This window comes from Paenibacillus sp. Y916, assembly GCF_056786435.1.
In genome coordinates this window covers 358043-382843 of the sequence record NZ_JBXCJA010000004.1, presented here as the reverse complement: position 1 = coordinate 382843, position 24801 = coordinate 358043, and the positions used below count along the sequence as shown (strand labels likewise).

At 42.3% G+C, this 24801-nt stretch carries 22 protein-coding genes and 6 tRNA genes; 21 read left to right on the top strand and 7 right to left on the bottom strand.

All coding sequences use genetic code 11. From position 1 onward, the window contains the following. The 3 genes from AC1TO9_RS12530 to AC1TO9_RS12520 all read left to right on the top strand — a co-directional run bounded on the left by AC1TO9_RS12530 (nt 1) and on the right by AC1TO9_RS12520 (nt 2645). Nucleotides 1–936: a sensor histidine kinase gene (locus AC1TO9_RS12530; protein ID WP_482059318.1), complete on the top strand. Its 936-nt coding sequence runs from the start codon at nt 1–3 to the stop codon at nt 934–936. A gap of 100 nt (nt 937–1036) precedes the next feature. Then, nucleotides 1037–1960 (top strand): ABC transporter ATP-binding protein, encoded by a 924-nt coding sequence (locus AC1TO9_RS12525; protein WP_482059317.1) that lies wholly within the window; start codon nt 1037–1039, stop codon nt 1958–1960. After that, a complete protein-coding gene (locus AC1TO9_RS12520; RefSeq protein WP_482059316.1) occupies nt 1950–2645 on the top strand; it encodes an ABC transporter permease in 696 nt (231 codons plus the stop codon). The genes AC1TO9_RS12525 and AC1TO9_RS12520 overlap by 11 nt, the downstream gene beginning before the upstream one ends. A gap of 44 nt (nt 2646–2689) precedes the next feature. On the opposite strand, the gene AC1TO9_RS12515 is transcribed toward AC1TO9_RS12520, so the two are convergent. Together AC1TO9_RS12515 and AC1TO9_RS12510 are read right to left on the bottom strand one after the other, a co-directional pair. After that, a complete protein-coding gene (locus tag AC1TO9_RS12515) occupies nt 2690–2920 on the bottom strand; it encodes a hypothetical protein (RefSeq protein WP_438347455.1) in 231 nt (76 codons plus the stop codon). Between the two features lie 136 nt (nt 2921–3056). Further along, entirely contained in the window at nt 3057–5300 is a 2244-nt protein-coding gene (locus AC1TO9_RS12510) for an alpha/beta hydrolase family protein (RefSeq protein ID WP_482059315.1), read from the bottom strand. Between the two features lie 341 nt (nt 5301–5641). Here AC1TO9_RS12510 and AC1TO9_RS12505 point away from each other — a divergent pair, with 341 nt between their 5' ends. The 9 genes from AC1TO9_RS12505 to AC1TO9_RS12465 all read left to right on the top strand — a co-directional run bounded on the left by AC1TO9_RS12505 (nt 5642) and on the right by AC1TO9_RS12465 (nt 16698). Further along, nucleotides 5642–5764 (top strand): hypothetical protein, encoded by a 123-nt coding sequence (locus tag AC1TO9_RS12505; RefSeq protein WP_482055314.1) that lies wholly within the window; start codon nt 5642–5644, stop codon nt 5762–5764. Nucleotides 5765–5953: 189 nt separating this feature from the next. Continuing rightward, complete coding sequence (locus AC1TO9_RS12500) at nt 5954–6814, top strand: MerR family transcriptional regulator (RefSeq protein WP_482059314.1); 861 nt, start codon at nt 5954–5956, stop codon at nt 6812–6814. Beyond that, nucleotides 6811–8610 carry an ABC transporter ATP-binding protein gene (locus tag AC1TO9_RS12495; protein WP_482059313.1) on the top strand — a complete coding sequence of 600 codons (1800 nt, stop codon included), beginning with the start codon at nt 6811–6813 and terminating at the stop codon, nt 8608–8610. Before AC1TO9_RS12500 ends, AC1TO9_RS12495 begins: the two co-directional genes overlap by 4 nt. A gap of 94 nt (nt 8611–8704) precedes the next feature. Further along, nucleotides 8705–9796, top strand: coding sequence for a LolA family protein (locus AC1TO9_RS12490; RefSeq protein WP_482059312.1), 1092 nt, complete (start codon nt 8705–8707; stop codon nt 9794–9796). Nucleotides 9797–9955: 159 nt separating this feature from the next. After that, entirely contained in the window at nt 9956–11140 is a 1185-nt protein-coding gene (gene alr, locus AC1TO9_RS12485; protein WP_482059311.1) for an alanine racemase, read from the top strand. A gap of 225 nt (nt 11141–11365) precedes the next feature. Continuing rightward, nucleotides 11366–11647, top strand: a complete 282-nt coding sequence (locus AC1TO9_RS12480) for a CopG family ribbon-helix-helix protein (RefSeq protein WP_482055327.1) — start codon at nt 11366–11368, stop codon at nt 11645–11647. Nucleotides 11648–11650: 3 nt separating this feature from the next. Beyond that, nucleotides 11651–12001 carry a type II toxin-antitoxin system PemK/MazF family toxin gene (locus AC1TO9_RS12475; protein WP_482055328.1) on the top strand — a complete coding sequence of 117 codons (351 nt, stop codon included), beginning with the start codon at nt 11651–11653 and terminating at the stop codon, nt 11999–12001. A 103-nt stretch (nt 12002–12104) separates the two neighbouring features. Next, nucleotides 12105–14294: an alpha-galactosidase gene (locus tag AC1TO9_RS12470; RefSeq protein ID WP_482059310.1), complete on the top strand. Its 2190-nt coding sequence runs from the start codon at nt 12105–12107 to the stop codon at nt 14292–14294. Between the two features lie 190 nt (nt 14295–14484). Then, nucleotides 14485–16698 (top strand): Tex family protein, encoded by a 2214-nt coding sequence (locus AC1TO9_RS12465; RefSeq protein WP_482055331.1) that lies wholly within the window; start codon nt 14485–14487, stop codon nt 16696–16698. 84 nt (nt 16699–16782) lie between these two features. Here AC1TO9_RS12465 and cmpA read toward each other — a convergent pair whose 3' ends face one another. Together cmpA and AC1TO9_RS12455 are read right to left on the bottom strand one after the other, a co-directional pair. Beyond that, the gene (gene cmpA, locus AC1TO9_RS12460; protein ID WP_482055657.1) at nt 16783–16914 is read right to left on the bottom strand and encodes a cortex morphogenetic protein CmpA; all 132 of its coding nucleotides are present in this window, start codon (nt 16912–16914) and stop codon (nt 16783–16785) included. Nucleotides 16915–16994: 80 nt separating this feature from the next. Beyond that, nucleotides 16995–17345: a hydrolase/acyltransferase gene (locus tag AC1TO9_RS12455; protein ID WP_482055332.1), complete on the bottom strand. Its 351-nt coding sequence runs from the start codon at nt 17343–17345 to the stop codon at nt 16995–16997. A gap of 183 nt (nt 17346–17528) precedes the next feature. Between AC1TO9_RS12455 and AC1TO9_RS12450 the strand changes: the two genes are divergently transcribed. The 6 genes from AC1TO9_RS12450 to AC1TO9_RS12425 all read left to right on the top strand — a co-directional run bounded on the left by AC1TO9_RS12450 (nt 17529) and on the right by AC1TO9_RS12425 (nt 18750). After that, nucleotides 17529–17999: a SprT family protein gene (locus AC1TO9_RS12450; RefSeq protein ID WP_482055658.1), complete on the top strand. Its 471-nt coding sequence runs from the start codon at nt 17529–17531 to the stop codon at nt 17997–17999. Nucleotides 18000–18049: 50 nt separating this feature from the next. Continuing rightward, nucleotides 18050–18125: transfer RNA gene (locus tag AC1TO9_RS12445), tRNA-Asn, on the top strand. A 9-nt stretch (nt 18126–18134) separates the two neighbouring features. Continuing rightward, nucleotides 18135–18226: transfer RNA gene (locus AC1TO9_RS12440), tRNA-Ser, on the top strand. 216 nt (nt 18227–18442) lie between these two features. Continuing rightward, a tRNA-Glu gene (locus tag AC1TO9_RS12435) sits at nt 18443–18517 on the top strand. Nucleotides 18518–18574: 57 nt separating this feature from the next. Then, nucleotides 18575–18650: transfer RNA gene (locus AC1TO9_RS12430), tRNA-Lys, on the top strand. 18 nt (nt 18651–18668) lie between these two features. Further along, nucleotides 18669–18750, top strand: a tRNA-Leu gene (locus tag AC1TO9_RS12425). Nucleotides 18751–18847: 97 nt separating this feature from the next. On the opposite strand, the gene AC1TO9_RS12420 is transcribed toward AC1TO9_RS12425, so the two are convergent. Both AC1TO9_RS12420 and AC1TO9_RS12415 read right to left on the bottom strand, forming a co-directional pair. Further along, nucleotides 18848–20044, bottom strand: coding sequence for an MFS transporter (locus AC1TO9_RS12420; RefSeq protein ID WP_482059309.1), 1197 nt, complete (start codon nt 20042–20044; stop codon nt 18848–18850). A 15-nt stretch (nt 20045–20059) separates the two neighbouring features. After that, the gene (locus AC1TO9_RS12415) at nt 20060–20515 is read right to left on the bottom strand and encodes a MarR family winged helix-turn-helix transcriptional regulator (RefSeq protein WP_482055334.1); all 456 of its coding nucleotides are present in this window, start codon (nt 20513–20515) and stop codon (nt 20060–20062) included. A gap of 158 nt (nt 20516–20673) precedes the next feature. On the opposite strand from AC1TO9_RS12415, the gene AC1TO9_RS12410 reads away from it, so the two are divergent. Next, nucleotides 20674–20755 (top strand) — tRNA-Leu (locus AC1TO9_RS12410). A gap of 194 nt (nt 20756–20949) precedes the next feature. Here the strand turns inward: AC1TO9_RS12410 and AC1TO9_RS12405 are convergent. Next, the gene (locus AC1TO9_RS12405; protein ID WP_482059308.1) at nt 20950–22149 is read right to left on the bottom strand and encodes a GNAT family N-acetyltransferase; all 1200 of its coding nucleotides are present in this window, start codon (nt 22147–22149) and stop codon (nt 20950–20952) included. Between the two features lie 119 nt (nt 22150–22268). Between AC1TO9_RS12405 and AC1TO9_RS12400 the strand changes: the two genes are divergently transcribed. Next, on the top strand, nt 22269–23297 hold the full coding sequence (locus AC1TO9_RS12400) for a LacI family DNA-binding transcriptional regulator (protein ID WP_482055336.1): 1029 nt from the start codon (nt 22269–22271) through the stop codon (nt 23295–23297). Nucleotides 23298–23380: 83 nt separating this feature from the next. Next, nucleotides 23381–24730: an FAD-dependent oxidoreductase gene (locus AC1TO9_RS12395; protein ID WP_482059307.1), complete on the top strand. Its 1350-nt coding sequence runs from the start codon at nt 23381–23383 to the stop codon at nt 24728–24730. Nucleotides 24731–24801: the final 71 nt, after the last annotated feature.

The following is a 24801-nucleotide window of genomic DNA, read 5'->3' as shown; positions in this document are numbered from 1 at the left end:
GTGACGATCCTATGGCTTAGTATCATTGTTGTATTGAGTATAGTCGTGATGGTTCAGTATATATCTGCAAGGAGAAGAACAGAGGATCTGACATATTGCTACAACAAATTAATGGCTATTGTGGACAATAAGTCTTCAGAGAAACTCATGAGAGTGACGGATGACGTTAGCGTCCAATCCCTTTTGATAGCGATGAATTTGTTGCTAGATGCTAACCAAGAGTTAACAGCGCATTTTACACGAACTGAAATGGTGATGAGACGGATGCTTGCCAATGTGTCCCACGATCTAAAGACGCCATTAACTGTCGTTCTCGGAACGATTGAAATGATCCTTCATGACCCTAACTTAGATAAGGAAGAACAAGAACGACTATTAAAGTTACTCCATCAAAAGGCACTAGAGATCACTAAGCTGATTCATACTTTTTTTGATTTGGCTAAGCTCGAGTCAGACGATCAAGATTTTGCTGTGACGCGTGTGAACATGAATGGCGTGTGTAAGAATAGCATCCTTTCATTCTATGATGTGATTCAATTGAACGATCTTCAGCCTATGATTGAAATACCAGATACCTCCATATATGCCTACGCTAATGAAGAAGCATTGGAACGCATATTGAATAACTTAATGGATAACGCAATCCGATACGGAGCCGATGGAAAAGTTATTGGTATTACCTTGAGAAGTGACGAAGCCTATGTATATGTGGATGTGTGGGATCAAGGGAAAGGCATTAGCGAGCAGCATCATGATCTTGTTTTTGAAAGAATGTATACGCTCGAAGACTCCAGGAATAAATCATTTCAGGGTAGCGGACTGGGGCTCACCATAACCAAAAGATTAGTTGAACAATTAGGTGGAGAAATCCATCTTCACAGTAACCCATTTAAAAAGACGGTCTTTACCGTACAACTTCGACGAGCTACATATTAGGATGCTATGTATTCGTAAGATTTTTGTAAGAATTAAGAAAGAGAAAAGAAAAGGTTATGCTCTAATCTTATGAATAAGAACATTTGAAGGAGCTAAATAAATGAGTATTATCCTGAGCACGAACCATTTAACCAAATCGTTTCAAGGGAAAGATGTCGTAACGGATGTGAGTATGAGAGTCAGCCAAGGTCAGATCTACGGATTCCTCGGTCCTAACGGGGCAGGAAAAACGACAGTGATGAAGATGTTACTGAACCTAGTCAAGCCGACTAGCGGTGACATTGTCTTGTTCGGAGAACCCTTAACGCAATCGTCTATTGAGTATCTTAAGCGGATAGGTAGCATTATTGAGTATCCGGTCTTTTATGACAAATTGACAGCACTCGAGAATCTAGAATTACACTGTGCATATATGGGTTTCTACAATAAAAAGGCAATCAAAGAAGCATTGGAGTTAGTCCATTTAACTAATGTCGATCATAAATCTGTTCGAGATTTCTCACTAGGTATGAAGCAAAGGTTAGGTATTGCAAGGGCGATTATTACGAAGCCAGAACTATTAATTCTTGATGAACCCATCAATGGGTTAGATCCCAGTGGTATGAAAGATATGAGAAATATATTCAGTATGCTTAGTAAAGAGTATGGCATGACGTTGTTAATCTCAAGTCATCTGCTGGGAGAGATTGAACTGGTTGCGGATACGATTGGCATCATTAAGAGTGGGAGGCTGATCCAAGAGGTATCCATGGATACGTTGCGAGGGCAGAATACGGACTATGTCGAGCTCAAGACTGCTGATTATAAGAAGGCAGCTTTCATTCTGGAAAGTAAGCTTCAACTCAGCAACTTCAAGGTGATGGATGAATCGGTTATTCGTATTTATGATACCGACATAGCCCAGTCGGAGATATCCAAAACATTGATCCTCAACGATGTGGCCATTGAATCGATCAATAAAAAAACGGCATCATTAGAAGAATACTTCTTAACACAAATAGAGGGGGTTGAGAATGTTGTTTAACTTGATGAAGCTTGAGCTGAAGAAGAATAAATTTGGGTGGTATTTTAAAGGAGTAGTGATAGCAAATCTGTTGATTGTTCTATTCTTATGGTTTATGCATGATATAGATGATCTAGACAAAGTTCCCATCTTTATGAACTTTTTAGATACATTATCGGTTGCGGGCTCAATAGTCCGAATGACATTCGTTGTTTTTGCATCCGTACTGTTTGCCAAATTAATCATTGATGAATATAAGAATAATACCATATCGGTTCTGTTTACCTATCCGATTCAACGTAAGAAACTGATCTTATCTAAAATCCTACTTATTACAGGGATGACATTCATCGTGATCGTAGTTTCGAATGTATTTGTAGCTGGGTCATTTGTCATTATTAATCATTACTTTCACTTAGTTCAAGATGAGCTAACGACCGACATGATATCTCTAGAGTTCGTCAATATTGTCGTTCAGGCGATAGCGGCAACGGGTATAAGCTTAATCTCTTTATATTTTGGAATGAGGAAGAAATCAGTTCCTGCAACGATTGTATCTTCAGCGTTGATTATTGGAATCATTAACTCGAACACGAATGGATTCTCACTTAGTTCTATTATCGCGATTCCTCTTACACTAGCAGTGATAGGTGTGGGTGTAGCCTATGTCACTTTTAGAAATATTGATAGAGTGGATATTGTTTAAAGTAGAAAAGAAAGAGGATACCACGTTGGTATCCTCTTGTCATTTTATGATGCGCAACCGGCACATTCGACGTAATTGTCACCAACTGCTTTGGAGATACTCAGAAGTTCCCCCATCTCAATATCTTCCTTGGAAGTAAACTCATAATCATAAGCCGTTTCTAGGGCAAGCTCGGAAGCTTTCTCTTTACTATCGGCAAATACGCTAATTTGTTCTTCATTTCCAGTTGAGATCACCTTATAAGCAAAAGTATAACGTAGTATTTCGTTGTCCACTTAGTTCACCTCCTAATGTAATATCCTCTTGTTAAAATATAAGAAAGTATAAGTTTCACTTGATACTCTATTTCTTATATTTCCGCTGAAACGGATGCCGTCTTTGAAAAAAGACGGCATAGCCGTTTCTACTTGTTCAATTCTGATATAGCCCCAAATCACCCAATAATGCTTGGCCAGGACCTTCACTAAATTTCAGAGTGATTTTATTTGTATTTTCAGGTACAAAGTTAGGGTTGATCTTCTCTACTGCCTCGAAGGGCAGTTCAACCGTTTGATATATCCCAGTATCTGGCGTGCTGTATTTACCCTTATCGAAATGCTTCTCAAGCCATACACTTTTCGTGAATTGAGGAACGATCATAGGTTGAATCGTCATGAATTGTGATAGAGGAAGGGTGACAGAAATACCATCACTGGTTTCCAACGCTATTTCAATTTCTGCAATAGGTACCGTATCGCCCTGAACATCGATTCCATCCACATTTTGGTAGGCTAAGGAGAAAGAGAGCCCATCTGCTTCTGTAAAATAATCTGTTACGCCATCCTCCTCCTCATCCCAACTAAGTGAAAAGGTAGCTTCTTGCGAGTCATCATTGTTCCAGTTTAATAGGATGCCTGTATTCTCCGGTGTTATAGACTCTTCAGTCCAGTTTAGTCCACCGCTTACTTCCGTCTTTATTTCATCTACAATGGTCGAGCTGTTCTTATCGTCATCAAATGTAGCAAGCTCGATAAACTTGCCATCCTCAAATCTATTGAAATAGATGGAGTCTGGTAGCCAGTGTAGCCCTGTTCTGTAGTCACGGAATAAACTTGTATATTCGGTTTGATCATGGAAAATGGTTTCCAAAAAGGCAGATACATACACTTTAGCAACTTGTCTTTGATCGGAACCCTTCATTAAGTCATTTCTGTTTAGGAATAGTCCCTTCGGTAAGCTCGTATCCAGTCCCCCCCACGATGTATTGAATTGGGAGTGGTTAGCATTAGGGATATGGAGATAAGTTTTAAATCCGGCGTCATTAGATGGGAAGCTAACACGATCATATTGACGTTCGCCGAAATATTCATTCAAATCGCCATCACGTGCCCCTTGAAGTACCATATAGCTTATATTTCGAAGCTTTGCTTGCATTCCATCGACCTTTGCATCGGTTGGAGCGAGAGCGATCACAGCTTTGATGGAGAAGTTCTTGAGATCTTTGTTGAGATTTGGGTCCGATAGGAACCAACGATCTGCATCTGCAGCCATAGTCGCCGCCTGACCTCCTCGAGAGTGACCGATCAGAGCAATGTTGCCGAAGTCAACTTGCTCATAGAAGGGTGATTCAGGCTGTTCTGAGAAGGATTGAATCTGCTGAAGATGCTTAAGAAGTAACCAAGTACGTACTTTGATATCATTCTTTGGTATTTTCGACCATACAGAATAGTTTAGAAAGTTCTCATCTACAGATATAGTTATAAACCCTCTACTAGCAAGTAACTCTCCAAGATAACCATACCCATCATCAGAGTGATCCTCCATTAAATGATTGCCATGAACAATTAGTACGAGTGGGAAAGGGCCTTCACCGGTCGGCATCCACACCCTCCCATTTAAAGGGAGCGACGTTTGATCGAAACTCCAAGATAAGGTGCGTAACCAAGGCCATGTATCAATGTAAGAAGAGGCATCTACGGATGATGATTTAAGGTCAGTCAAAGTACCGTACTCTTCACGGTGTATGTCAGTTCCGCTTCCATAAGTGAAATGCCGCGTGTCGAAGTTACCTAGCTCAGCTGGATTAGGTAGCGGAATGGTGGGAATCGCCGTATCTGATATAGGTGATACTCTGATTATATCTGATTTCTCTACTAAGAAGGAGCCTATGATGATGAATGGAACAATAGATAGTAGCAAAGTCATGATCCATTTGGTTCTAGTTCTTACATGTTGACTAGCCACTAGGGCTAGCCAGAAACCTAGAAGAATTCCTAGTAGAGTGACGATAACCGATATCACGATAGATACGATGACGCCACTACCGGGAATCCACAACATGAAATAAAAAGTGACCAAATTAAATAAAACCCCACCAGTGAATAGACGTGGAATACGAAGTCCAGTCAATGCGAGTAGAAGTGCGATCAGATTCGCTGAACATACGAGTCCTAGCGTTCCTACTGTAATCATCATGAATATATCAAGCATAGTGCCGAGTCCAGTGGGTATGCTGAGCGCTGTTAGAGCAAACATATAACAACCTGATGCCCAAACTCCACTTTGAGATAACCTCCAAAAAGGTGTATCGAAATCGTACGTCGCCTTGAGTTTTAATGTTATCCGTGAGCGGAATGTAGGTTTAAACGGTGTAAATAAGTTAGTGTCGAGTTCCATGAGCTCCCCCATAAGATTTAAATAGAATATTGCATACCTATCATTGTAACATGCTCATAAACGATTTGGGTTGTTATTTGTTAAAAGAAAAGGAATAAATATATCTTTAAAGACTCAAAACCAAAACTAGTACTTGATAAAAACTTGTGTAGGATGCCGCTACGATGACGGATTATTCTTCCGATCGCTGTTGGCCTCTTATTAAGAGCTTAAGACCGCGGAATCAGAAAGAGACCCTCATCCTGCCCAATTGTTCAGATGAGGGTCATATTCCCTCGAAAGTACAGGTTTAACGGGAATCGTTGAAGACAGCTATTACGATAAGGAAATGACAGGTATGTTTGATACAGGTAGGTGCTGGGAAGTTGACAGCGGAGTTGTATAAGAAAAATACAATTGTCGGATGGGATTTCGATACGGTCTGGTCCATTGATGAAGATAACGGCTATCCCACATTACAGTAACTTTATTCATTGAAAATAAACAAACAATAAAAACTCCTTCTTGCAAAAGCTAGCATTTTTGCAAGAAGGAGTTTTTGATTTGTATGCGGGTTGGAGGTAATCTCCTTGAATTTCACTTTCCTAAAAAATAATGCTTGCTCCTGACGTAGCGTCAGGAGATATACTCATGAGTAAGAAGGAGTTGAAGCTATGAACGAAGATCAAAGCTATCTCATTGGAGCATTTGCCAAGCTGACGGGGGTAACGGAGCGTACATTACGATATTATGATCGTGTCAATTTGCTAAAACCTAGTCAGTATACACAACAGAGACATAGGTTATACACAGATAAGGATCTTTTCACACTACAAAAAATAATAACCATGAAGTTTATGGACTTTTCACTAGAAGAGATAGCAAAGGTTATTCATAATCCGGAACAAAGTCTGCTTCAAACATTGGCAACGCAAGAGGCGATGCTTCAGAAGAAGAAGGAACATCTTGAGCGCGTGACTGCTGCAATACATCGTGTAAAGCTTTTGGCGGAGGAGGAAGAGGAAGAAATTGATAGCGGAATGCTACTTATGCTAATCCATAGGGTTCAGCATGAAGAGGAGCAACAGCAATGGTTGACGAACCACATCTCAGAGTCCTTCAGCGACATGGTATTTATGAAGGAGAAATCAGTTGTGGAACGTAATGAAGCGGAGCATCAGATCACTAGCTTATTGTTATTATTAAAGAAGTATTGTAAAGAGGGCCATGCTCCTGATGGTGATGCTGTCCAAGAAGCAACGGGGCAAGTTTTGCATATAATTCTGGATATCATGGGCTCTCGTTCACTTGAGGAAATGAGTAAAACGATGATGGAGGCAAAGGGGGATGATGGTGATAATATCGATTGGAAGGTGCCAGACCCCTTTCTGTTTCCGGATTTGCTTAATGTAGAAGAAGATGCTTTCCTAACTGAAGCGATTGAGATTTTGAATAATAGGACTCAGATTCTGGATACGCTAATTGAATCACAACGAACTGAAATGGATATCGTTGATCAGGAGGTGATGGGATGAAGAAGACTATCACTTCTGAGACCCTAACTAAGCCGAACGGGAGGTCATTCTGGATGCTAATGAAACAGCATTTGCCGAAAAGTTCGAAAAGTTGGCAGTTGAAGGTGGCTGTTGCATTAGCACTAGGAGAAACGGTATTCAGTCTTCTAATTCCAATAATGACGAAAGACGTTATTGATCAATTATCAACCTCTAGTTTACAGATGAATACCGTAATAATTTTAGGGGTATTGTTCATTGTGCAGTCTTTGATGGCAGGATTTTCGTTTTATACGATGTCACATATCGGTCAGTATGTTGTCGCTAGTCTTCGAAATGAGGTATGGCGAAAGGTCATTAGGCTACCGGTATCTTTCTATGATCGAAGTTCATCAGGTGAGACGATGAGTCGTGTAACGAACGATACGCATGTTATTAAAGACTTTATTACGGTTCATGTCATCCCATTTATATCTGGCATTGTGGCAATCATAGGTGCACTTACGCTTCTTCTTTTCATGGACTGGAAAATGACGGTTATGATGCTTGTCGCATTACCTATTGCCCTTGCTATTCTTGCGCCTCTTGGTGTGAAGATGTTCGTTGTATCGCGGGATATGCAGAATGAAACGGCTAAATTTCAAGGGGAGCTTGGAAGAGTTCTTACGGATATTCGGCTTGTGAAGGCTTCTGTAGCGGAACCCTTAGAAGAGAAGCAGGGGAAGGATAGGATAACACAGCTATTTCAATACGGTCTCCGCGAAGCCAAGATTATGTCCGTTATCTCACCGCTTATGATGACGATCATGTTAATCATTTTGTTATTACTATTCGGTTATGGAGGTGTACGTGTCTCTGCAGGAACACTCTCGGCAGGCTCACTCGTTGCGATCATCTTGTATTTGTTTCAAATTGTCATACCGGTTACGCAAATGGCCTCTTTCTTCACCCAATTTCAAAAGGCTATAGGGGCTTCTGAACGAGTGCAGGAACTCCTTTGTGAGCCTCTAGAGGCTCACGAGGAACATGAGGAGATTATAACAAGTCATTCCTCTGCGGATAACAACGTATTAATACATTCTATACGAGGTCAGTCTTTAACCTTTGAATCTATAAGTTTCAGTTATTCGGAAGATCGAGAGATTGTGCATAACGTAAGCTTCACAGCTGAAGCGGGTCAGATGACGGCATTTGTAGGCCCAAGTGGTGCAGGTAAAACAACCTTATTCTCACTAATTGAAAGATTCTACGATTCAACCCAGGGAGAATTAGTATATGGATCTACACCCATTAGGTCCATTCCATTACAGGAATGGCGGCGACGGATCGCTTATGTCTCGCAGGAGAGTCCGATCATGGAAGGAACAATTAAAGCCAATCTGACTTATGGACTAGAGGGATGTAGCAAAGCAGAAATTAATGATGCAATTCGTCAGGCCAATTTGGATTCCTTCATTGCTACTCTGCCGGAAGGATATGATACTGAGGTTGGAGAGAGAGGCATTAAGCTATCTGGAGGACAGCGTCAGCGATTGGCTATTGCTAGAGCTATTCTACGTAACCCAGAGATATTACTTCTGGATGAGGCAACAGCACATCTCGATAGCGCCTCTGAGCAGTCTGTACAAGCTGCCTTACAGGTATTAATGGAAGGGCGAACTACACTGGTGATCGCACACCGTCTATCCACGATACGTGGGGCTGATAAGCTGATTGTTCTGGAGCAAGGAACAGTGACGGGAAAGGGAACCCATCAGCAATTAATGGAGAGTCACGAATTGTATCACGAATTGGTATCACAACAATTCGATAACTAATTCATGCTTGTCATGCTAGTCTGCATATTGTGACCAAGTCCCTCATAAACATGTACTAATCAATTCAATACATGTGGATAAAGGGGATGAAGTCATGCGTCGTATATCGTGGGTACTAGCCATGGTGTTATGTATTAGCGTTGTGTTGGCAGGGTGCGGTGGAAAGAAAGATGCCGCAGCCGTAGTCAAAGATTTGAACAACGTGGTAGATAAGTTGCAAAGTAAGGAAGGTTCTTATCAAGGTTCAGGTACGATGACGTTACACACTAGTGAGAAGCCTCAACAGTATGAAGTAGAAGTATGGTATCAGAATCCTTCGTATTATCGGATTAGCCTGAAGAATGCTCAGAAGGATATTACGCAAATCGTTCTACGTAATGATGATGGGGTGTTCGTCCTTACGCCAAGCTTGAACAAGAGCTTTAGGTTCCAAAGTGATTGGCCGGAGAAACAAGGACAGGTGTATTTATATCAGACGTTGGTCCAAGGCATTCTCAGTGATAACACGCGGCAATTCATAGATGATAAAGATAGTTTTGTCTTTGATGTTGCAGCGAATTATCATAGTCAATCTTTAATTCGGCAAAAGATCTGGTTGAACAAGGATAATTATGCACCGAAGCAAGTACAAGTATCGGATTCCGAAGCGAACGTTGTTGTGGAAGTGAAGTTCAATACCTTTGCATTCAATACGAAGTTTGAGAACGATGCATTTGATATGAAGCGTAACATGATGACGATGGGTGAATCCTCCATCCAGACGGTTACTCAAATAGATGAGTTCGGTAATGAGATCGTTACAGAATTAACAGATGATACACAGATCGAGCCTACAATGAAGGACTTAGGCAGCTTTGGTATCATTGATCCAGACTATGTACCAGAGGGTGTCACGCTTAAAGATACCAATGAGATAACAGACAGTAAAGACCATGCAGTCTTGCTACGTTATGAGGGTGTGTATCAATTCACATTGATGGAAGCACGTCCACTCGATCGTGCGGTGTCGCTGACACCAGGTTCTGTCATTGATTTAGGATTTACTGTGGGGTTATTGACCGGGGATGAGCAGCAGACATTAACGTGGATGGATAACGGAATTGAGTTCAGAATTACGAGCGCGAATCTTCCAGTTACTGAAATGATGAAAGTAGCAGCGTCTTTAGCTGAAAAAACGGGTAAATAGATTTTGTAGACGGATTTTCGTTATTGTTGGGGAACTCTCCCTCTACAATGAAGGGAATCCGTCTTTTCATCTTCAATTGACAGGGGGCTTTCAGAACATTACCATTAGATCATACGAACATGAATAATGATTGCTCAAACTTCAGAGAAGGTGACGGTTTTGCAAGTGAACTATCGTGCAACAATAGCGGAGATTAATTTGGACCATTTGTGTACAAATTATCAAGCATTCCGCGCAGTATTACCAACAGAAATGATGATCTTAGCATGTGTAAAGGCGAATGCTTACGGGCATGGTGCGGTGGAAGTAGCTAGGAAGATGGAGGAGGTGGGTGTAGATTACCTAAGCGTTGCTTTCCTGGATGAAGCATTGGAGCTTCGCAGAGCGGGTATTACTTTTCCCATTCTTATTCTTGGGTATATCGCTCCGGAAGCTATTCGTGTAGCTTGGGAGAATGATGTTACTGTAACCCTCTTCTCTCAAGATGTCCTAGATGCTATTATTCAAATACCCGCACTAAGTGCTGCTAAGCCATTGAGAGTACACATTAAGATCGACACCGGGATGGGTCGACTTGGACTGCTTCCGGGAGAAGAAGCGATTACTTTCATAGAACAGGCTTTCTCAATCCAAGGCATTCAAGTTGAAGGGTTATTCACCCATTACGCGAAGGCAGATGAAGAAGATAAGAGTTATACACTGGAGCAGTACCGACGGTTTCAATCTGTTGTGGACGTGCTAGGGGAAAGGGGTATTGAAATCCCTATTATACATACAGGAAATAGTGCAACTGCGATCGATATGCCACAACTATCTTATAATATGGTGCGTATAGGCATCAGCCTATACGGACTTTATCCATCAGATAAAGTGAATGATCAGAAGATTGCATTAACCCCAGTACTGACGCTAAAAACGCAAATAGTACATGTTAAGATGCTCCCTCCTCATTCGGGAATTAGCTATGGCACTACATACGTGACGGAAGATGATGAAGTCATTGCTACACTTCCGATCGGTTATGCTGATGGCTATTCTCGAATGCTGAGTGGCAAGGCAGAAGTACTGATGCGTGGACGCCGGATTCCTATCGTTGGAACAATCTGCATGGACCAGTGTATGGTATCGTTACGAACTTTTGCTGAAGAAGCAAAAGAAATCCAAGTGGGCGAAGAGGTTGTACTCATCGGTCAACAATCTGGTGAATGTATTACAGCAGATGAGTTGGCTTCCAAGCTAGGTACTATCCCTTACGAAGTGATCTGCATGCTAGCCGCTAGAGTATCCCGCCATTATGTTCAAGATGGAATCCTTCAACACGTAGTCAATCCTTTATTAGATTAGGGAAGATACCATCAGTTATTATTTGTAGGGAAGAAGGAATCTATGATTACATCTCGAATGTAAATTTAGATTAAGGGATGATCTTATATTAATGTGGATTGTAGTTTATAATGAAATGTAGCATACATGATATACGATTCGCATATATATTCTTTTGTATAAATTCCCTTGAATAAAGTTATACTGGTGCACAAGTGATGAAGTGTCGTGGGGGTGGAAGAGAAGGTGGCTAATTTGCAGAGCACGAAGAGGATTATGATCAGTTTACCAGATCATCTCTTGAAGGAAGTGGATGGTATCGTCGCATTGGAGAATTCCAATCGTAGTGAACTCATTAGGCAGGCCATGAGACTGTATTTGGTAGAACGGAAGAAGAGATATATCCGTGAGTCGATGCAACGAGGTTACATGGAAATGGCCAAGATTAACTTGACTATGGCTTGTGAGGCTTTCCACGCAGAGGAAGATGCAGACAGCACTCTAAGCCGCGCAGTAAGCGGGGTGTAAATATTGATTGTAAAACGCGGTGATGTATTTTTCGCGGACCTTTCGCCTGTTGTTGGTTCTGAACAGGGAGGGGTGAGGCCTGTTTTGATCATACAGAATGATATCGGTAACCGGTTCAGTCCTACGGTCATCGTAGCGGCGATTACCGCGCAGATTCAAAAGGCGAAGCTTCCTACTCATGTGGAGATTGATGCACTCTCCCATGGATTTGATCGGGATTCTGTCATTCTGTTGGAACAAGTCCGAACGATTGATAAGCAAAGATTAACGGATAAGATTACTCATCTTGATGAGGAAACGATGAAAAAGGTCAACGAAGGTTTGCTCATCAGTTTAAGTTTAATCGATTTTTGAACGTTGATTGTCGAATATATTGATATGAACAAGACGTGCCCTGGGTGCGTCTTGTTTCATAGAGGTTTACAGTTATTTACATATGGGGAGGGCATAGGATACAATGGGCGTATTTATTGATCAAGATAAGCAATTATTTCATCTGCAAACGGTGAGTACAAGTTATGTGTTCCAAGTATTACCTTCGGGGCATTTGGCGCATCTTTATTATGGGAAGAAATTACGTACAGGAGATTTAAGTTGGTTACTCGTTAGGCAGGAGCGGGCGTCATTTAGTCCGAACCCAATTCCGGAGGATCGAACGATTTCATTTGATACACTGCCTCAAGAATTGCCTGTGTATGGAAGCAGTGACTTCCGACACCCATTATTACAATGCCGTCTTAGCAATGGCTCGACGGTAACTGAATTTATATATCGAACACATCGTCTAGAGCAAGGGAAGCCTGGTCTAACTGGACTACCAGCTACGTACGTTGAGGAAGAACATGAAGCACAGACTTTAATTATTGAACTTGAAGATAAGGGTTCCGGTCTTCTTATTGAACTGCAGTATACAGTCTTTGAACATTATGATGCTATTACTCGCTCCATGGTTATTGTGAATGAGAGTAAGGAATCTGTGGAATTACTACGTGCGCTTAGCGCTAGTGTTGACTTTCCTCATGCAGACTATGAATGGCTACAATTATCGGGTGCATGGAGTAGAGAAAGAGATATTGTACGCCGTCCATTGGCTAGTGGTATGCAAAGCGTGGAAAGTCGCAGAGGTTCTAGTAGTCATCAGCAGAACCCATTTGCAGCGTTATTATCGCCAGGTAGTGATGAAGATCAAGGTGAAGTATTCGGCTTCAGTCTAGTATATAGCGGTAGTTTTATTGCACAGGCTGAAGTGGATCAATTTCGGACAACACGTTTTTCAATAGGGATTAATCCTTTTGAATTTGGTTGGACATTAGAATCGGGACAATCCTTTCAGACACCTGAAGTAGTTATGGTATATTCTGCTGAAGGATTAGGTGGGATGTCACGTAAGTATCATAACTTGTATCGGGAACGTCTTGCTCGTGGTAAGTATCGTGATGCAGAGCGACCTATACTTGTGAATAATTGGGAAGCAACTTATTTTCAGTTCAATGCTGATAAAATTGAGGATATCGCCAAAGCGGGTCAGGATCTTGGAATTGAACTATTCGTACTCGATGATGGTTGGTTCGGTCACAGGGATAGCGATAACTCATCTCTTGGAGATTGGGTTGTAGACAAGAATAAGCTTCCCAATGGTCTTGAAGATTTAGTGAGCAGAGTAACCAATCAAGGAATGCGCTTTGGACTCTGGTTCGAGCCAGAGATGGTATCTCCTGATAGCGATTTATATCGTAATCATCCGGATTGGTGTCTGCATGTACCGGATCGTCGTCGTACAGAAGCAAGACAGCAGCTTGTACTCGACTTCTCACGTCAAGATGTTCAAGATGAAATGGTACAAATGATAAGTGAAATTCTCAAGAGTGCTCCAATTACTTACGTGAAGTGGGACATGAATCGTAATATGACAGAGATAGGTTCTGCGTTGTTACCTCCGGAAAGACAGCAAGAGACGGCACATCGTTATATGCTGGGCTTATATGATGTAATGGAACGTATTACGTCATCATTCCCAGACATCTTGTTTGAGAGCTGTTCGGGCGGTGGAGGTCGATTTGATCCAGGAATGCTGTATTATATGCCGCAAACATGGACAAGCGATAACACGGATGCTGTGGCTCGCCTAAGAATTCAATACGGAACCAGTCTTGTATATCCTATTAGTTCTATAGGATCCCATATTTCGGATGTCCCTAACCATCAAGTCGGTCGTACGACACCACTAGAGATGCGCGCTCTTGTGGCCATGTCTGGTAATTTCGGCTATGAGCTGGATCTAACGAAGTTTACTGATGAAGAGAAAGAAGCTGTCAAGCAGCAGATATCACTGTATAAAGAAATTCGTGGATTGGTCCAATTTGGTGACTTCCACCGTTTGCTTAGTCCGTTCGAGGGAAATGAGACAGCATGGATGTTCGTATCGCCAGATGGAAGTGAAGTGGCTGTATTCTATTTCCGAGTGTTATCAGAATCGAACGCACCTTTGAATCGATTGAAATTGAAGGGCTTGGACCTCCATGCAGATTATCGACTGCTCGGAGGAGACGAGACTTTTGGCGGAGACGCTCTTATGTATGCAGGAATTCCGGTTGGATCACAGCCAGGAGATTATCATAGTGAGTTTTTCCGATTCGAAAGAATCTAATGATGTGTTAGGACATGTTCAGTTTATAACTGATGGACATGTCCTTTTTTTAACTAACGTTGACTACTTGTAAGTGATAGCAAGGTAGTGTGTGGAGTTCAATTATTGCTGTGTAGGATCGGTTTACTGGAAATATGAGCGAAAGTTTGTGATAATATGATACATACCGTATTTAGAAAGAGGGATACCATTGTCAGAACATGATGTTGTTGTAGAGGTAAAAGATGAAGCGATAAAAGCAGAACAGCAAGAGCGGATCGTTAAGCAAGCTGCTAAGGAATTAAATATCTCATTGAAGCAAGTCCGCACAACGGTGGGACTACTGGATGAAGGAAATACAATTCCCTTCATTGCGCGTTACCGTAAAGAGATGACGGGTGAACTAGATGAGACTCAACTACGAGATATCGAAGAGCGTGTGGGTTACTTGCGGAACTTGGAAGAGCGTAAGCGAGAAGTCATACGAATTATACATGAACAAGATAAACTAACCGTTGAATTAAAGGCGGCTATTGAACAAGCTAGTAAATTGCAGGAAGTGGAGGATCTGTACCGTCCATATCGACAAAAGCGCAAAACTCGGGCTAGTATGGCGAAGGAAAAAGGTTTGGAGCCTTTGGCGATATGGATATGGGATCAGCCGAAGCAAGGAAATTTGGATACAGAAGCAACAAAATATGTAGATGTGGATAAAGGCGTAGAGACGCCTGAAGATGCGATCCAAGGTGCTATGGATATTCTAGCTGAGAATATAGCAGATGAAGCCACTATCCGTGCTTGGGTACGTCGATATAGTATGGATCATGGACTGTTGGTGTCAGAAGCGAAGGATTCGGAGCAAGAGTCGGTATATGAGAACTATTACAGTTACAAAGAACTTGCAAAGAAAATGCCACCACACCGTATTCTGGCTATCAATCGTGGTGAAAAAGAGAATGTGCTTAAAGTAGGCCTTGAAGTGCCAGCTGAATCCATTCACACATTCATAGGTTCCCAAGTTATTAAAGGGGATTCTTGCGTCAAGAAGATATTGGAATCTGTTATTGAAGATTCGTATAAGCGGCTAATTTCCCCTTCTATTGAGCGGGAGATACGTGCTGAATTGACGGAGAAGGGGGATAGTCAAGCGATATCTATCTTCTCCGGTAACTTGCGTAGCTTGCTGCTACAAGCGCCAGTGAAAGGACGCTGTGTATTGGGTGTAGATCCAGCCTTCCGGACAGGCTGTAAGCTGGCCGTGGTGGATGACACAGGCAAACTGCTCGAAGTGGCTGTTACCTATCCAACTCCTCCGCATAATAAGGTGAGGGAAGCAGCAGAGAAATTCCGCGAGTTGATTACGAAGTATAAGATTCAATTGATTGTTGTTGGGAACGGAACCGCATCTAGAGAGACAGAACAGTTCGTTGCTGAAGTCATCAGTGATCTGAAAGATCAGGAGTTGGCCTATCTTATTGTTAATGAAGCGGGTGCCAGTGTGTACTCTGCATCGAAGCTTGCGCAAGAAGAATTCCCTGATTTGGACGTATCTGAACGTAGCGCCGTATCCATTGCTCGCCGTATTCAGGATCCCTTAGCAGAGCTAGTTAAGATCGATCCAAAGGCCATTGGTGTAGGGCAGTACCAGCATGACGTTAGTCCGAAGCACTTGGAAGAGAGTCTTAAGGTAGTCGTGGAGTCAGCGGTTAACCATGTAGGGGTAGATGTGAACACAGCCTCGCCATCGCTATTGTCCTACGTAGCTGGCGTAAATGCTACTACGGCTAAAAATATCGTGAAGTATCGTGAAGAGAACGGGAAATTCATTACGCGCAAGCAGTTGAAAAAAGTCCCGCGTCTAGGTGCAAAAACGTATGAGCAATGTATTGGGTTTATGAGAATTTCAGAAGGGGAGCATATTCTTGATCGTACTCCCATTCATCCGGAATCCTATCCCGTTGTAGATAAATTGTTTCGTGAATTGAATATGGAGTTAGAGAAGCTTGGAAGCCAAGAGTTCAGCCAACTGCTGGAACAGCAGGATGTTGAGGGATTAGCGACCATACTTGATGTTGGTGTACCTACGCTGCGAGACATTATAGAAAGCTTACAACGACCGGGGCGTGATCCTCGTGAGGAGCTTCCACTTCCTATCTTTCGTACCGATGTATTGAAGATGGAAGACTTAACACCGGGGATGGAGATGCAGGGAACCGTTCGTAATGTGATCGATTTCGGAGCCTTTGTGGATATCGGAATTAAGAATGATGGCTTAGTACACATTTCACAGCTAAGTAATGGATATGTTAAACATCCTATGGATGTTGTTTCTGTTGGTGATAATGTGACGGTATGGGTACTGAATATAGATGAGAAAAAAGGGCGCGTCGGACTTACGATGAAGAACCCACATAAGGATCAATAATTTGATCCTAGCATACAATAGCCCCAAGCTTCGTCCTCCCTTAGGGGGGCGAAGCTTGGGGCTAAAATGATGATCTAATGAAACTTATGAAGATGTATTACCGCGGTTACCTGGAGAGTTACGGTAGACAAACCAACATTCATTGAGTAGTTTTATCTGCCGTCGGTCTCTTTTGTTGAAAGCGCGCATTAATTGATTGCACAGCCACTGTGGCAAGGGTATCTCCTCCTCTTGCATTCCATATGTACCGTTAGCATATGGAGGAGTAGCCCAGAGTGTGCAGGTATACATTAAAACTACTCCATCTCTTCTTCATACCATTGTTCTAGTTGAGCTTGAAGAGCACGAATCTCGGTAAGCAGTGATATGAGTGGATAACTCTTTTCATCAATGGTTGCAAAGGATTTCTCCAATTCATTGATGTAATCCAGTCCACCTTGAATCGTATACTGTTCTTGCAAAAGATCAAGAGCGTCGCACTCAGCGACAGCTAGCGGTAGTGTAGGAATATTTGCAGCGGTCAGTTTGGCGATCTCTTTATTAAGACGCAGATTAAGTGCACTTAGTTGATAAGCGTAGTCTGCAGGCATTTCCACAAATTGAAGTTCATGTTGTAGTTGTAAAATGACGTATCTCATCTTTGCCATAGTGTGTTAGAATCCCCCTATATATCTTTATGTATTGAATGAACGATGCTTGTATCAGTATACTTGACAGTGTAGCCTATAGCGAAGTTAAAATTCAAGTATCAAGTCATGTCCCTGATAAGGGAATGGGCGAATGCCTAGCATATAGTAGGAAGGAATCGTTGGAGAACTATGACAGAAATGATGACCAATGAGGAATTACAGGTATGGGTGGAGGATATTTCACACCGTTGCTTCGGAGTGCCGTTCTTGCATCAAGCTGTGTTCAATGGGCGGTTAAAGACTACGGGAGGGCGATATTTCCTCAAGGGGCATAACATAGAGATTAATCCCCATCAACTCGATAACTTTGGAAATGAAGAGGTGGAAAAAATTATCAAGCATGAATTATGCCACTATCATCTCCATCTGAGAGGAAGAGGGTACCGACATCGTGATCCGGAGTTTAAACAATTGTTGCAACAAGTTGGGGGGAGTAGGTTCTGTCAGGCACTTCCTGGAGCGAAGGCTAGAAAGCCTCTCCCTTATCGATATAAGCTGACATGTACACGATGTGAAATGGAGTATCTCCGTAAAAGAAAAGTAGACCCTAAGCGTTACCGATGTGGTAAATGTCGAGGCGATCTGAGCCTATCTTCGATGACTCCATCTTGACTGAAATCATTCGGAATGATATATTAATGATTGTAAGTCTAGATTGATGTTCCCTGATAGCTCAGTTGGTAGAGCACTCGACTGTTAATCGAGTTGTCACAGGTTCGAGTCCTGTTCGGGGAGCCATTATTTTTTGGAGAGATACCCAAGTGGCTATAAGGGGACCCTCTGCTAAGGGGTTAGACTGCGTAAGCGGTGCGTGGGTTCGAATCCCACTCTCTCCGCCATATTTTTTTAGCCAATCATATATGAATTGACAAAGGGACCTATCAAGGTTCCTTTTTTTGTTAGAATAGTGTCCGTGGCTTCCATTAGAAGGTAGAAGATGCGATACGCTCACTATGCCACTCGAAATGTGAGATAAGAATCTAAGAAAAAAAGCTTGTCATGTAATTGTAATTTTGTTATAATCATTTTTGTTGTCACAAGAAGTGATGTATTATGGCCCGTTGGTCAAGTGGTTAAGACACCTCCCTTTCACGGAGGTAACAGGGGTTCGAGTCCCCTACGGGTCACCATTTATTATGAAGGAATTCAGTCTTCAAGAATGGCACACAGCATTGTGTAGTCACCGAGAGCCATTAGCTCAGTTGGTAGAGCACCTGACTTTTAATCAGGGTGTCGAAGGTTCGAATCCTTCATGGCTCACCATTTTCACTTTTATGATTTGCGGTCGTGGTGGAACGGCAGACACGCTACCTTGAGGTGGTAGTGCCCATTGGGTGTGAGGGTTCAAATCCCTTCGACCGCATTATGATTAGGCTTCTACGGATGTTAAAACCACTCCCTATTCAGAATATTAGATTCTGAATAGGGAGTGGTTTTTTGACGCCTAATTCATTTCTCCTTTACGTGATTTTACCCAAGTGAGAACCACGCTTGAATCCCTTCACCATATAGATGGCATAAAGCACAATGAATAACACAAGGAACATAGATGAATACCGGTACATAACAGCATAACTTGAGTGGGAAGCAATTTGACCTAGAGACAGTGCTCCGACAGCTACCCCAAGATCAAGCGAATTGAAATACATGCTATTGGCCATACCTTGCTGCTGTGGTGTGACCGATTGAATCATCCAAGTCTGAATTGTAGGTTGTGCTGTACCGAAACCAACGCCATAGAATAATGCTGCTACTGCAAGAGAAACGGTAGAGGTTGAGTAAGAAAGTAGGATGAGCCCGATAATTAGAAACAACGCCGCTGGAATGAGCAGTACAATATGACCTTTGCGGTCATAGAGTTTACCTGATATCGGACGGACGATAATAACTGAAATAACATTAAATAAGAAAAATAATGATGCATTTGCAAGATGAACTTCTTTTCCAAATAAAATTAAAAAGCTCAATAAACCGCCATAGGTGATCGACATGAGCATATTAAGAATACTCGGGAGGATCAGTTTTCTATTGAAGCCCGTCTTGTTGGGTGTTGATGAAAGTTCCTTAGGGGCTACAACAGGAGGTTTCACTTTTTTGGTGATGGGATAGATCAATGGGAAAATCAATAGTGCTGTTGCCAAAGTGACATATACTAACGTAGGAAATCCACTTTGCCCTAATATGGTGCTTCCGATTACGGGTCCCAGAGATAGCGCAATACTAGTGGATAACCCGAAATAACCCAAACCTTCTCCTAATCGTCTGTTTGGAATGACCCCGGTGGCCATCGTCGGAAGGGTCGTACTTCCCATTCCGAAGCCAATTCCAAATAGAATACGCATAAGTAGTAGCATGGCTACCGTTCCACTCCATAAATATCCGAAAGTAGCCAATGTTATGAGAATAAGTCCTGTGAAAAGGATGGTGTTTCTTTTTCCTTTTTCTAATGCCTTGGCGGAGAATAGTCGCGAAGCGATAGCAGCTAGAGCAAAGAGAGTCGTGAACAGACTAACGGTTAGATCACTCGCATGGAAATGATCTTTAACATAAGAAGGTAGCGGTGATAAGATCATCTGTAAATTCAGAAATAGTAATAAGTTACATACAGTAAGCATGATGAATTCTCTTGTCCAGAGTTTGACTTGTTTGGTTTTCATTTTTTTTGAAGACTCCTAACCTTGATGTAATTGATCGATATTATGTTGGATTTGTTCCATGATCTGTTGTAAAGATAGTAGCTGTTCATCTGTGATTCCAGATATCAATTTGTCATTCAGCCCTAACTCTAGAGGAAGTGTATCTAAGATGAGTGTCTTAGCTGAATCAGTTGAACAGATCAAGAATGCCCTGCGATCAGTAGGGTTTATTTGTCGTATTATGAGCTTCTTTTTATCTAGAACATCTAAGATACGCGTCACCGTAGGCTGATCTTTATCCGTACGGAGTGCAATTTCCTTTTGGTTAGTTCCTTCCTCAAGGCATACTTGATATAGGACGGCCCACTGTTCAGGGGTGATGTCATAGGCTCTAAGCTTATTAGCGAATAAAGTGCTAATCTTACGAAAAATATGTGCGTATTTGAATCCGATGGACTGTTCGGGGGAGGGGAATCTAAACAGGGTAAACACTTCCTTTTAATATAGTTGTTATAACAACTATATTCCTAACAACTATTGTTGTCAATGCTATTGGAGTGTGTGTGGATATTACTGTAAGCTAATAATATGCTCTTTACTTTTAAGTGTTATCCATGTAATATACATAATGTGTTGCAAAAATATTATGCGCGGTCGTGGTGGAACGGCAGACACGCTACCTTGAGGTGGTAGTGCCCATTGGGTGTGAGGGTTCAAATCCCTTCGACCGCATTATGATTAGAATTTTTCGTAACCCTTACACTGTAAGGGTTTTTACTTGTTAAAGTGAGAGGGTTCAAGTCCCATTAACCCAGATAAGGTTAAAGCGGCAGTAGCAATAACAGCGAAATGAAAATAAGAATGACGGAATAGAACAAGCCTGCTCATTAGAGTAGGCTTTTAAATATGAGCCTAAATATAGGCATCTAAAACTTATCTGTATTATAGAAGACGGAGTTTTGTTTCGGAAATAGAACCTCGAGCACATGATATAGTGATGCTTCCTTGGAAGCGTCACTATATCCTTGGAATAGCAAAGTTATAAACTCCTCTTGGCTTAACTTGATGGCAGTATACTCAAGCCCCGTTCGTGCATCAGACTCGATAGAGACATCTTCACTTAAGTAATGAAAATATGCCTTTTGTCCTGCACACTCTAAATATAAATGTAGACTTTCCTGAGCATACTTTGGACTAATATTCAGCCTTTTTTGAAAAGTAGAGGTCAGTTTAGCAAGTAAGGGCTGAAATCGGATCACTTTCCACATCGCGTAATTCATCGTATCCTTCTCGGCACTCCAATTGGTGAATGCTTCGACCAGAGCGTGATCGTCTGGAAGGTTTGCCTGAACGGAGATTGCATCCGGACGTTGTTGGACCAAAGCGTGAAATAAAGGGATGACTGAACTTTCCTCACCTTCGAGATAGCATAACTCCTCCAGATGAGCAATTCCGTCAGCCTTTGTCTCGGATATAAGTCCGTAGGCAACAACGACTCCATCTCGTATAGCCAATAAGCTTGCAGCAGCTTTCCATCTAGGCCAATGAAGTTGATCCTTCCAAACAGCCTCAGATCTAATCGCTGTATACGTTCTAGAAGCATTAAACTGTTCATAAATATCGGATATAGCATCGCAATAAGACGAATCGAATGGAACGATCTCGATATGTGTATCGTTACTAGCCGTGACGGATGTGGTATTTAATTTGTACAAAGGTTCGGGAACAACATTCCAACCATGTTTTTCATAAAATGGGGTAATGACAGCGTATAGTAAGGAAAGATCGTACTCTTCCTGTTCCATCCATTGTGTAAGATTGTGCAGAATTTGTCGACATTGTCCCTGTCCTTGGTACTCGGGAACAGTCGCTACGCTACCTAATCCTCCAATTTTTACGGCTGCATGATCAACTCGACTAATAACTGGGAACAATTGGACGGTAGAAGTGATCGTATTTTGTTGCGTAGCAATCCAGGTAGTAGCCATGTCATAGGCTGAATCTTGGTCTAACCGGATTTGAAAAAAGTCTCTTCCAACATCGAACGCATTTCCCAGAATATCATAGACGGCTTCTAATTCTGTTCGATTTACAATATTACGTACTACTGTTTGTTGGATTGTCATTAAATATACAGACCTCCTATAATGAGAGCGTTTTCTTGTTTTCTATTGACATAAAAGCACTGATGCATGATAATAAAAATATAACATATATGGGAGCGCTCCCACAATAGGTGATGAAAATGAAGCATACATTAGAATCGATTGCAGGTTTAGCAGGAGTATCAAGAGGGACTGTATCTCGTGTAATTAATAGCTTACCGGGAGTTAAACCGAAAGTGCGCGAGAGAGTTTTGGAGATTATTGAACAGACCGGCTATGTTCCACATTCGCAAGCAAGAAGTCTGGCCGGTGGTAAGACAGGGAATATCGGGGTTATGGTGTTTGGACCGAAACCGGATTTCTTGAGCCATCATATTTTCTATGAGGCACTTCAAGGTATTCAAGCAGACACCATTGCCAATGCCTATGATCTGCTCTTATTGGCTAACCGTAGTGAATCGGACCAGGATTATTGGAAGAAGGTCGCTACGATGCGGAAAGTGGATGGACTCATCATTATGGGTGAGCATATCCAGCAGGAGTATTTGATGTATTACCGAGAACAGCAGATACCCTTTGTTCTAATTGGGAAAAGGAACTATGATTCATTACCGATTGCGTGTGTGACCTCGAATTATCGTCAAGGGGCGTACAAGGCAACAAGTCATTTGCTACAATGTGGCAGACGCCGAATCGTATACATCCAAGGTCTTATAGGTACTTATCATGAGAATGAGCGATTTGCTGGGTATACTCAAGCATTGCTAGAAGCGGGAATAGAGCATGACCCAACTCTAGTTATCCATGGTAGCGCGGATCAGGAAGAAGCACGCCAACAGACGAAGCTTCTGTTAGAGAGGAATGTATCATTCGATGCTGTGTTTGCAGCCAATGATCTGATGGCATTTGGTGCGTTGGAATCGCTCTTCGAACAGGGTTATCGAGTTCCTCAGGATATTTCGGTCATAGGTTATGATGACATTCAAGCGGCAGCGTACTCATCTCCGCCGTTAACAACCGTACGACAAGATAAGATCAGGCTTGGAAAAGAAGCGGTGGGATTATTGCTGGACATTTTTCGCGGCGATCTTGATGAGAATGAATCCAAGGATATGATCATTGATAATGAGTTGATCATTCGCGGAACGACTTCACAGCAGGAAAGCTAAAAAGTACGGACAAGAAGATGAAATTGTCCGCTTTTTGGACTATAGTGGGAGCGCTCCCATATTGAGAGGAATGAAACGAACAGATGTCTAATTTACAGAAGGAATATGATGTAGCAGTTCTCGGTGGTGGTCCAGCGGGCATTACGGCTGCCATTAGTGCGGCGAGAAACGGAGCCGAGACGATCATTGTGGAGCGATACGGATTTCTTGGCGGCATGTCAACTACAGCGATGGTATATCCATGGATGACCTTTCATTCGGCAGTGGGTGAGCAAGTTATCAAAGGCATTGCCCAGGAAATTATAGATCGTTTAATGGCTCTTGACGCATCGCCAGGTCACTTAAGAGATACCGTCGGATTCACTCATACTCTGACGCCTTATCATCCCGAGGTGTATAAAGTATTGGCTTGTGACATGCTCGAGGAAGCGGGGGTTGAGATTCTACTTCATACAGCAGCTATAGATGTCCAAACGAAGGATGAGCGTATAAGTGGCGTAACTTTGTACAATAAAGGTGGTGTTTCGGAGCTCAAAGCAAAGGTGTATATCGATGCAACCGGGGATGGAGATATCGCTTATATGGCTGGGGATCCTTGGGAGAAGGGTAATATCGACGGAAAAGTACAACCGATGACGATGAAATTTCGCATGAGGGGCGTCGATCTGAACAAGGTCAAGGACTACATGCAGAATAACCCTTCAGAATTTTATGAGAAATCGTTGATTTCAGATCTTGATATTATCCCTCTTACAGGGGTTATGGGCTTTTATAGTCAATGGAAAGAAGCTGATCTCCCTATTCAACGCGATGGTCTTCTGTTTTTTAGCGGACCAAATGAGGATGAGGTTCTTGTGAACGTATCCCGAGTGTCAGGTCTAGATCCAACGAAGATTGAGGACCTGACGAAGGCAGAGATTGAAGGGCGTAAGCAAGTTCTCCTTCTAGAAGCATTTTTCCAGAAGTCTATTCCGGGATTTGAGAAAGCTAGCGTATCAGCTGTAGGTGCCCAGATTGGAATCAGGGAAGCAAGACGGATTATTGGGAAATATGTGTTGAATGGCACGGATGTATTGGATGGCAAAAGATTCGATGACGTTATTGCTAGAAGTGGTTATCCGATTGATATTCATAATCCAGAAGGTAAGGGTGTCACCGCTAATTTCATTCGAGAAGGCGGTGCATATGATATCCCTTATCGCAGTATCGTTCCAATGAATACGACGAATTTATTATTGGCTGGAAGATGTATTTCAACGACGCATGAAGCTCAAGCAACGACACGTCTGACGCCAAGCTGTATGGCGATAGGTCAAGCGGCAGGTGCCGCAGCAGCACTGGCAGTATTGCATAATTGTACTACAGCAGATGTTCCTATTCCTGAGTTACAGGCGCGTTTGATCGAAGGAAAAGCCGAGTTGGGATTAGATTAAAGTGAATGGAAGCGGATGTAATCACATCAAGGAGGTGAGAGAGACTCATCCGCTCTTCGCTCTTTTCATAA

Coding starts and splice junctions, on each gene's coding strand:
- AC1TO9_RS12490 (WP_482059312.1), top strand. CDS start 8,705: ATGCGTCGTATATCGTGGGTACTAGCCATGGTGTTATGTATTAGCGTT.
- AC1TO9_RS12520 (WP_482059316.1), top strand. CDS start 1,950: ATGTTGTTTAACTTGATGAAGCTTGAGCTGAAGAAGAATAAATTTGGG.
- AC1TO9_RS12400 (WP_482055336.1), top strand. CDS start 22,269: ATGAAGCATACATTAGAATCGATTGCAGGTTTAGCAGGAGTATCAAGA.
- AC1TO9_RS12420 (WP_482059309.1), bottom strand. CDS start 20,044: ATGAAAACCAAACAAGTCAAACTCTGGACAAGAGAATTCATCATGCTT.
- AC1TO9_RS12510 (WP_482059315.1), bottom strand. CDS start 5,300: ATGGAACTCGACACTAACTTATTTACACCGTTTAAACCTACATTCCGC.
- AC1TO9_RS12470 (WP_482059310.1), top strand. CDS start 12,105: ATGGGCGTATTTATTGATCAAGATAAGCAATTATTTCATCTGCAAACG.
- AC1TO9_RS12395 (WP_482059307.1), top strand. CDS start 23,381: ATGTCTAATTTACAGAAGGAATATGATGTAGCAGTTCTCGGTGGTGGT.
- AC1TO9_RS12450 (WP_482055658.1), top strand. CDS start 17,529: ATGACCAATGAGGAATTACAGGTATGGGTGGAGGATATTTCACACCGT.
- AC1TO9_RS12405 (WP_482059308.1), bottom strand. CDS start 22,149: ATGACAATCCAACAAACAGTAGTACGTAATATTGTAAATCGAACAGAA.
- AC1TO9_RS12500 (WP_482059314.1), top strand. CDS start 5,954: ATGAACGAAGATCAAAGCTATCTCATTGGAGCATTTGCCAAGCTGACG.
- AC1TO9_RS12525 (WP_482059317.1), top strand. CDS start 1,037: ATGAGTATTATCCTGAGCACGAACCATTTAACCAAATCGTTTCAAGGG.
- AC1TO9_RS12455 (WP_482055332.1), bottom strand. CDS start 17,345: ATGGCAAAGATGAGATACGTCATTTTACAACTACAACATGAACTTCAA.
- AC1TO9_RS12495 (WP_482059313.1), top strand. CDS start 6,811: ATGAAGAAGACTATCACTTCTGAGACCCTAACTAAGCCGAACGGGAGG.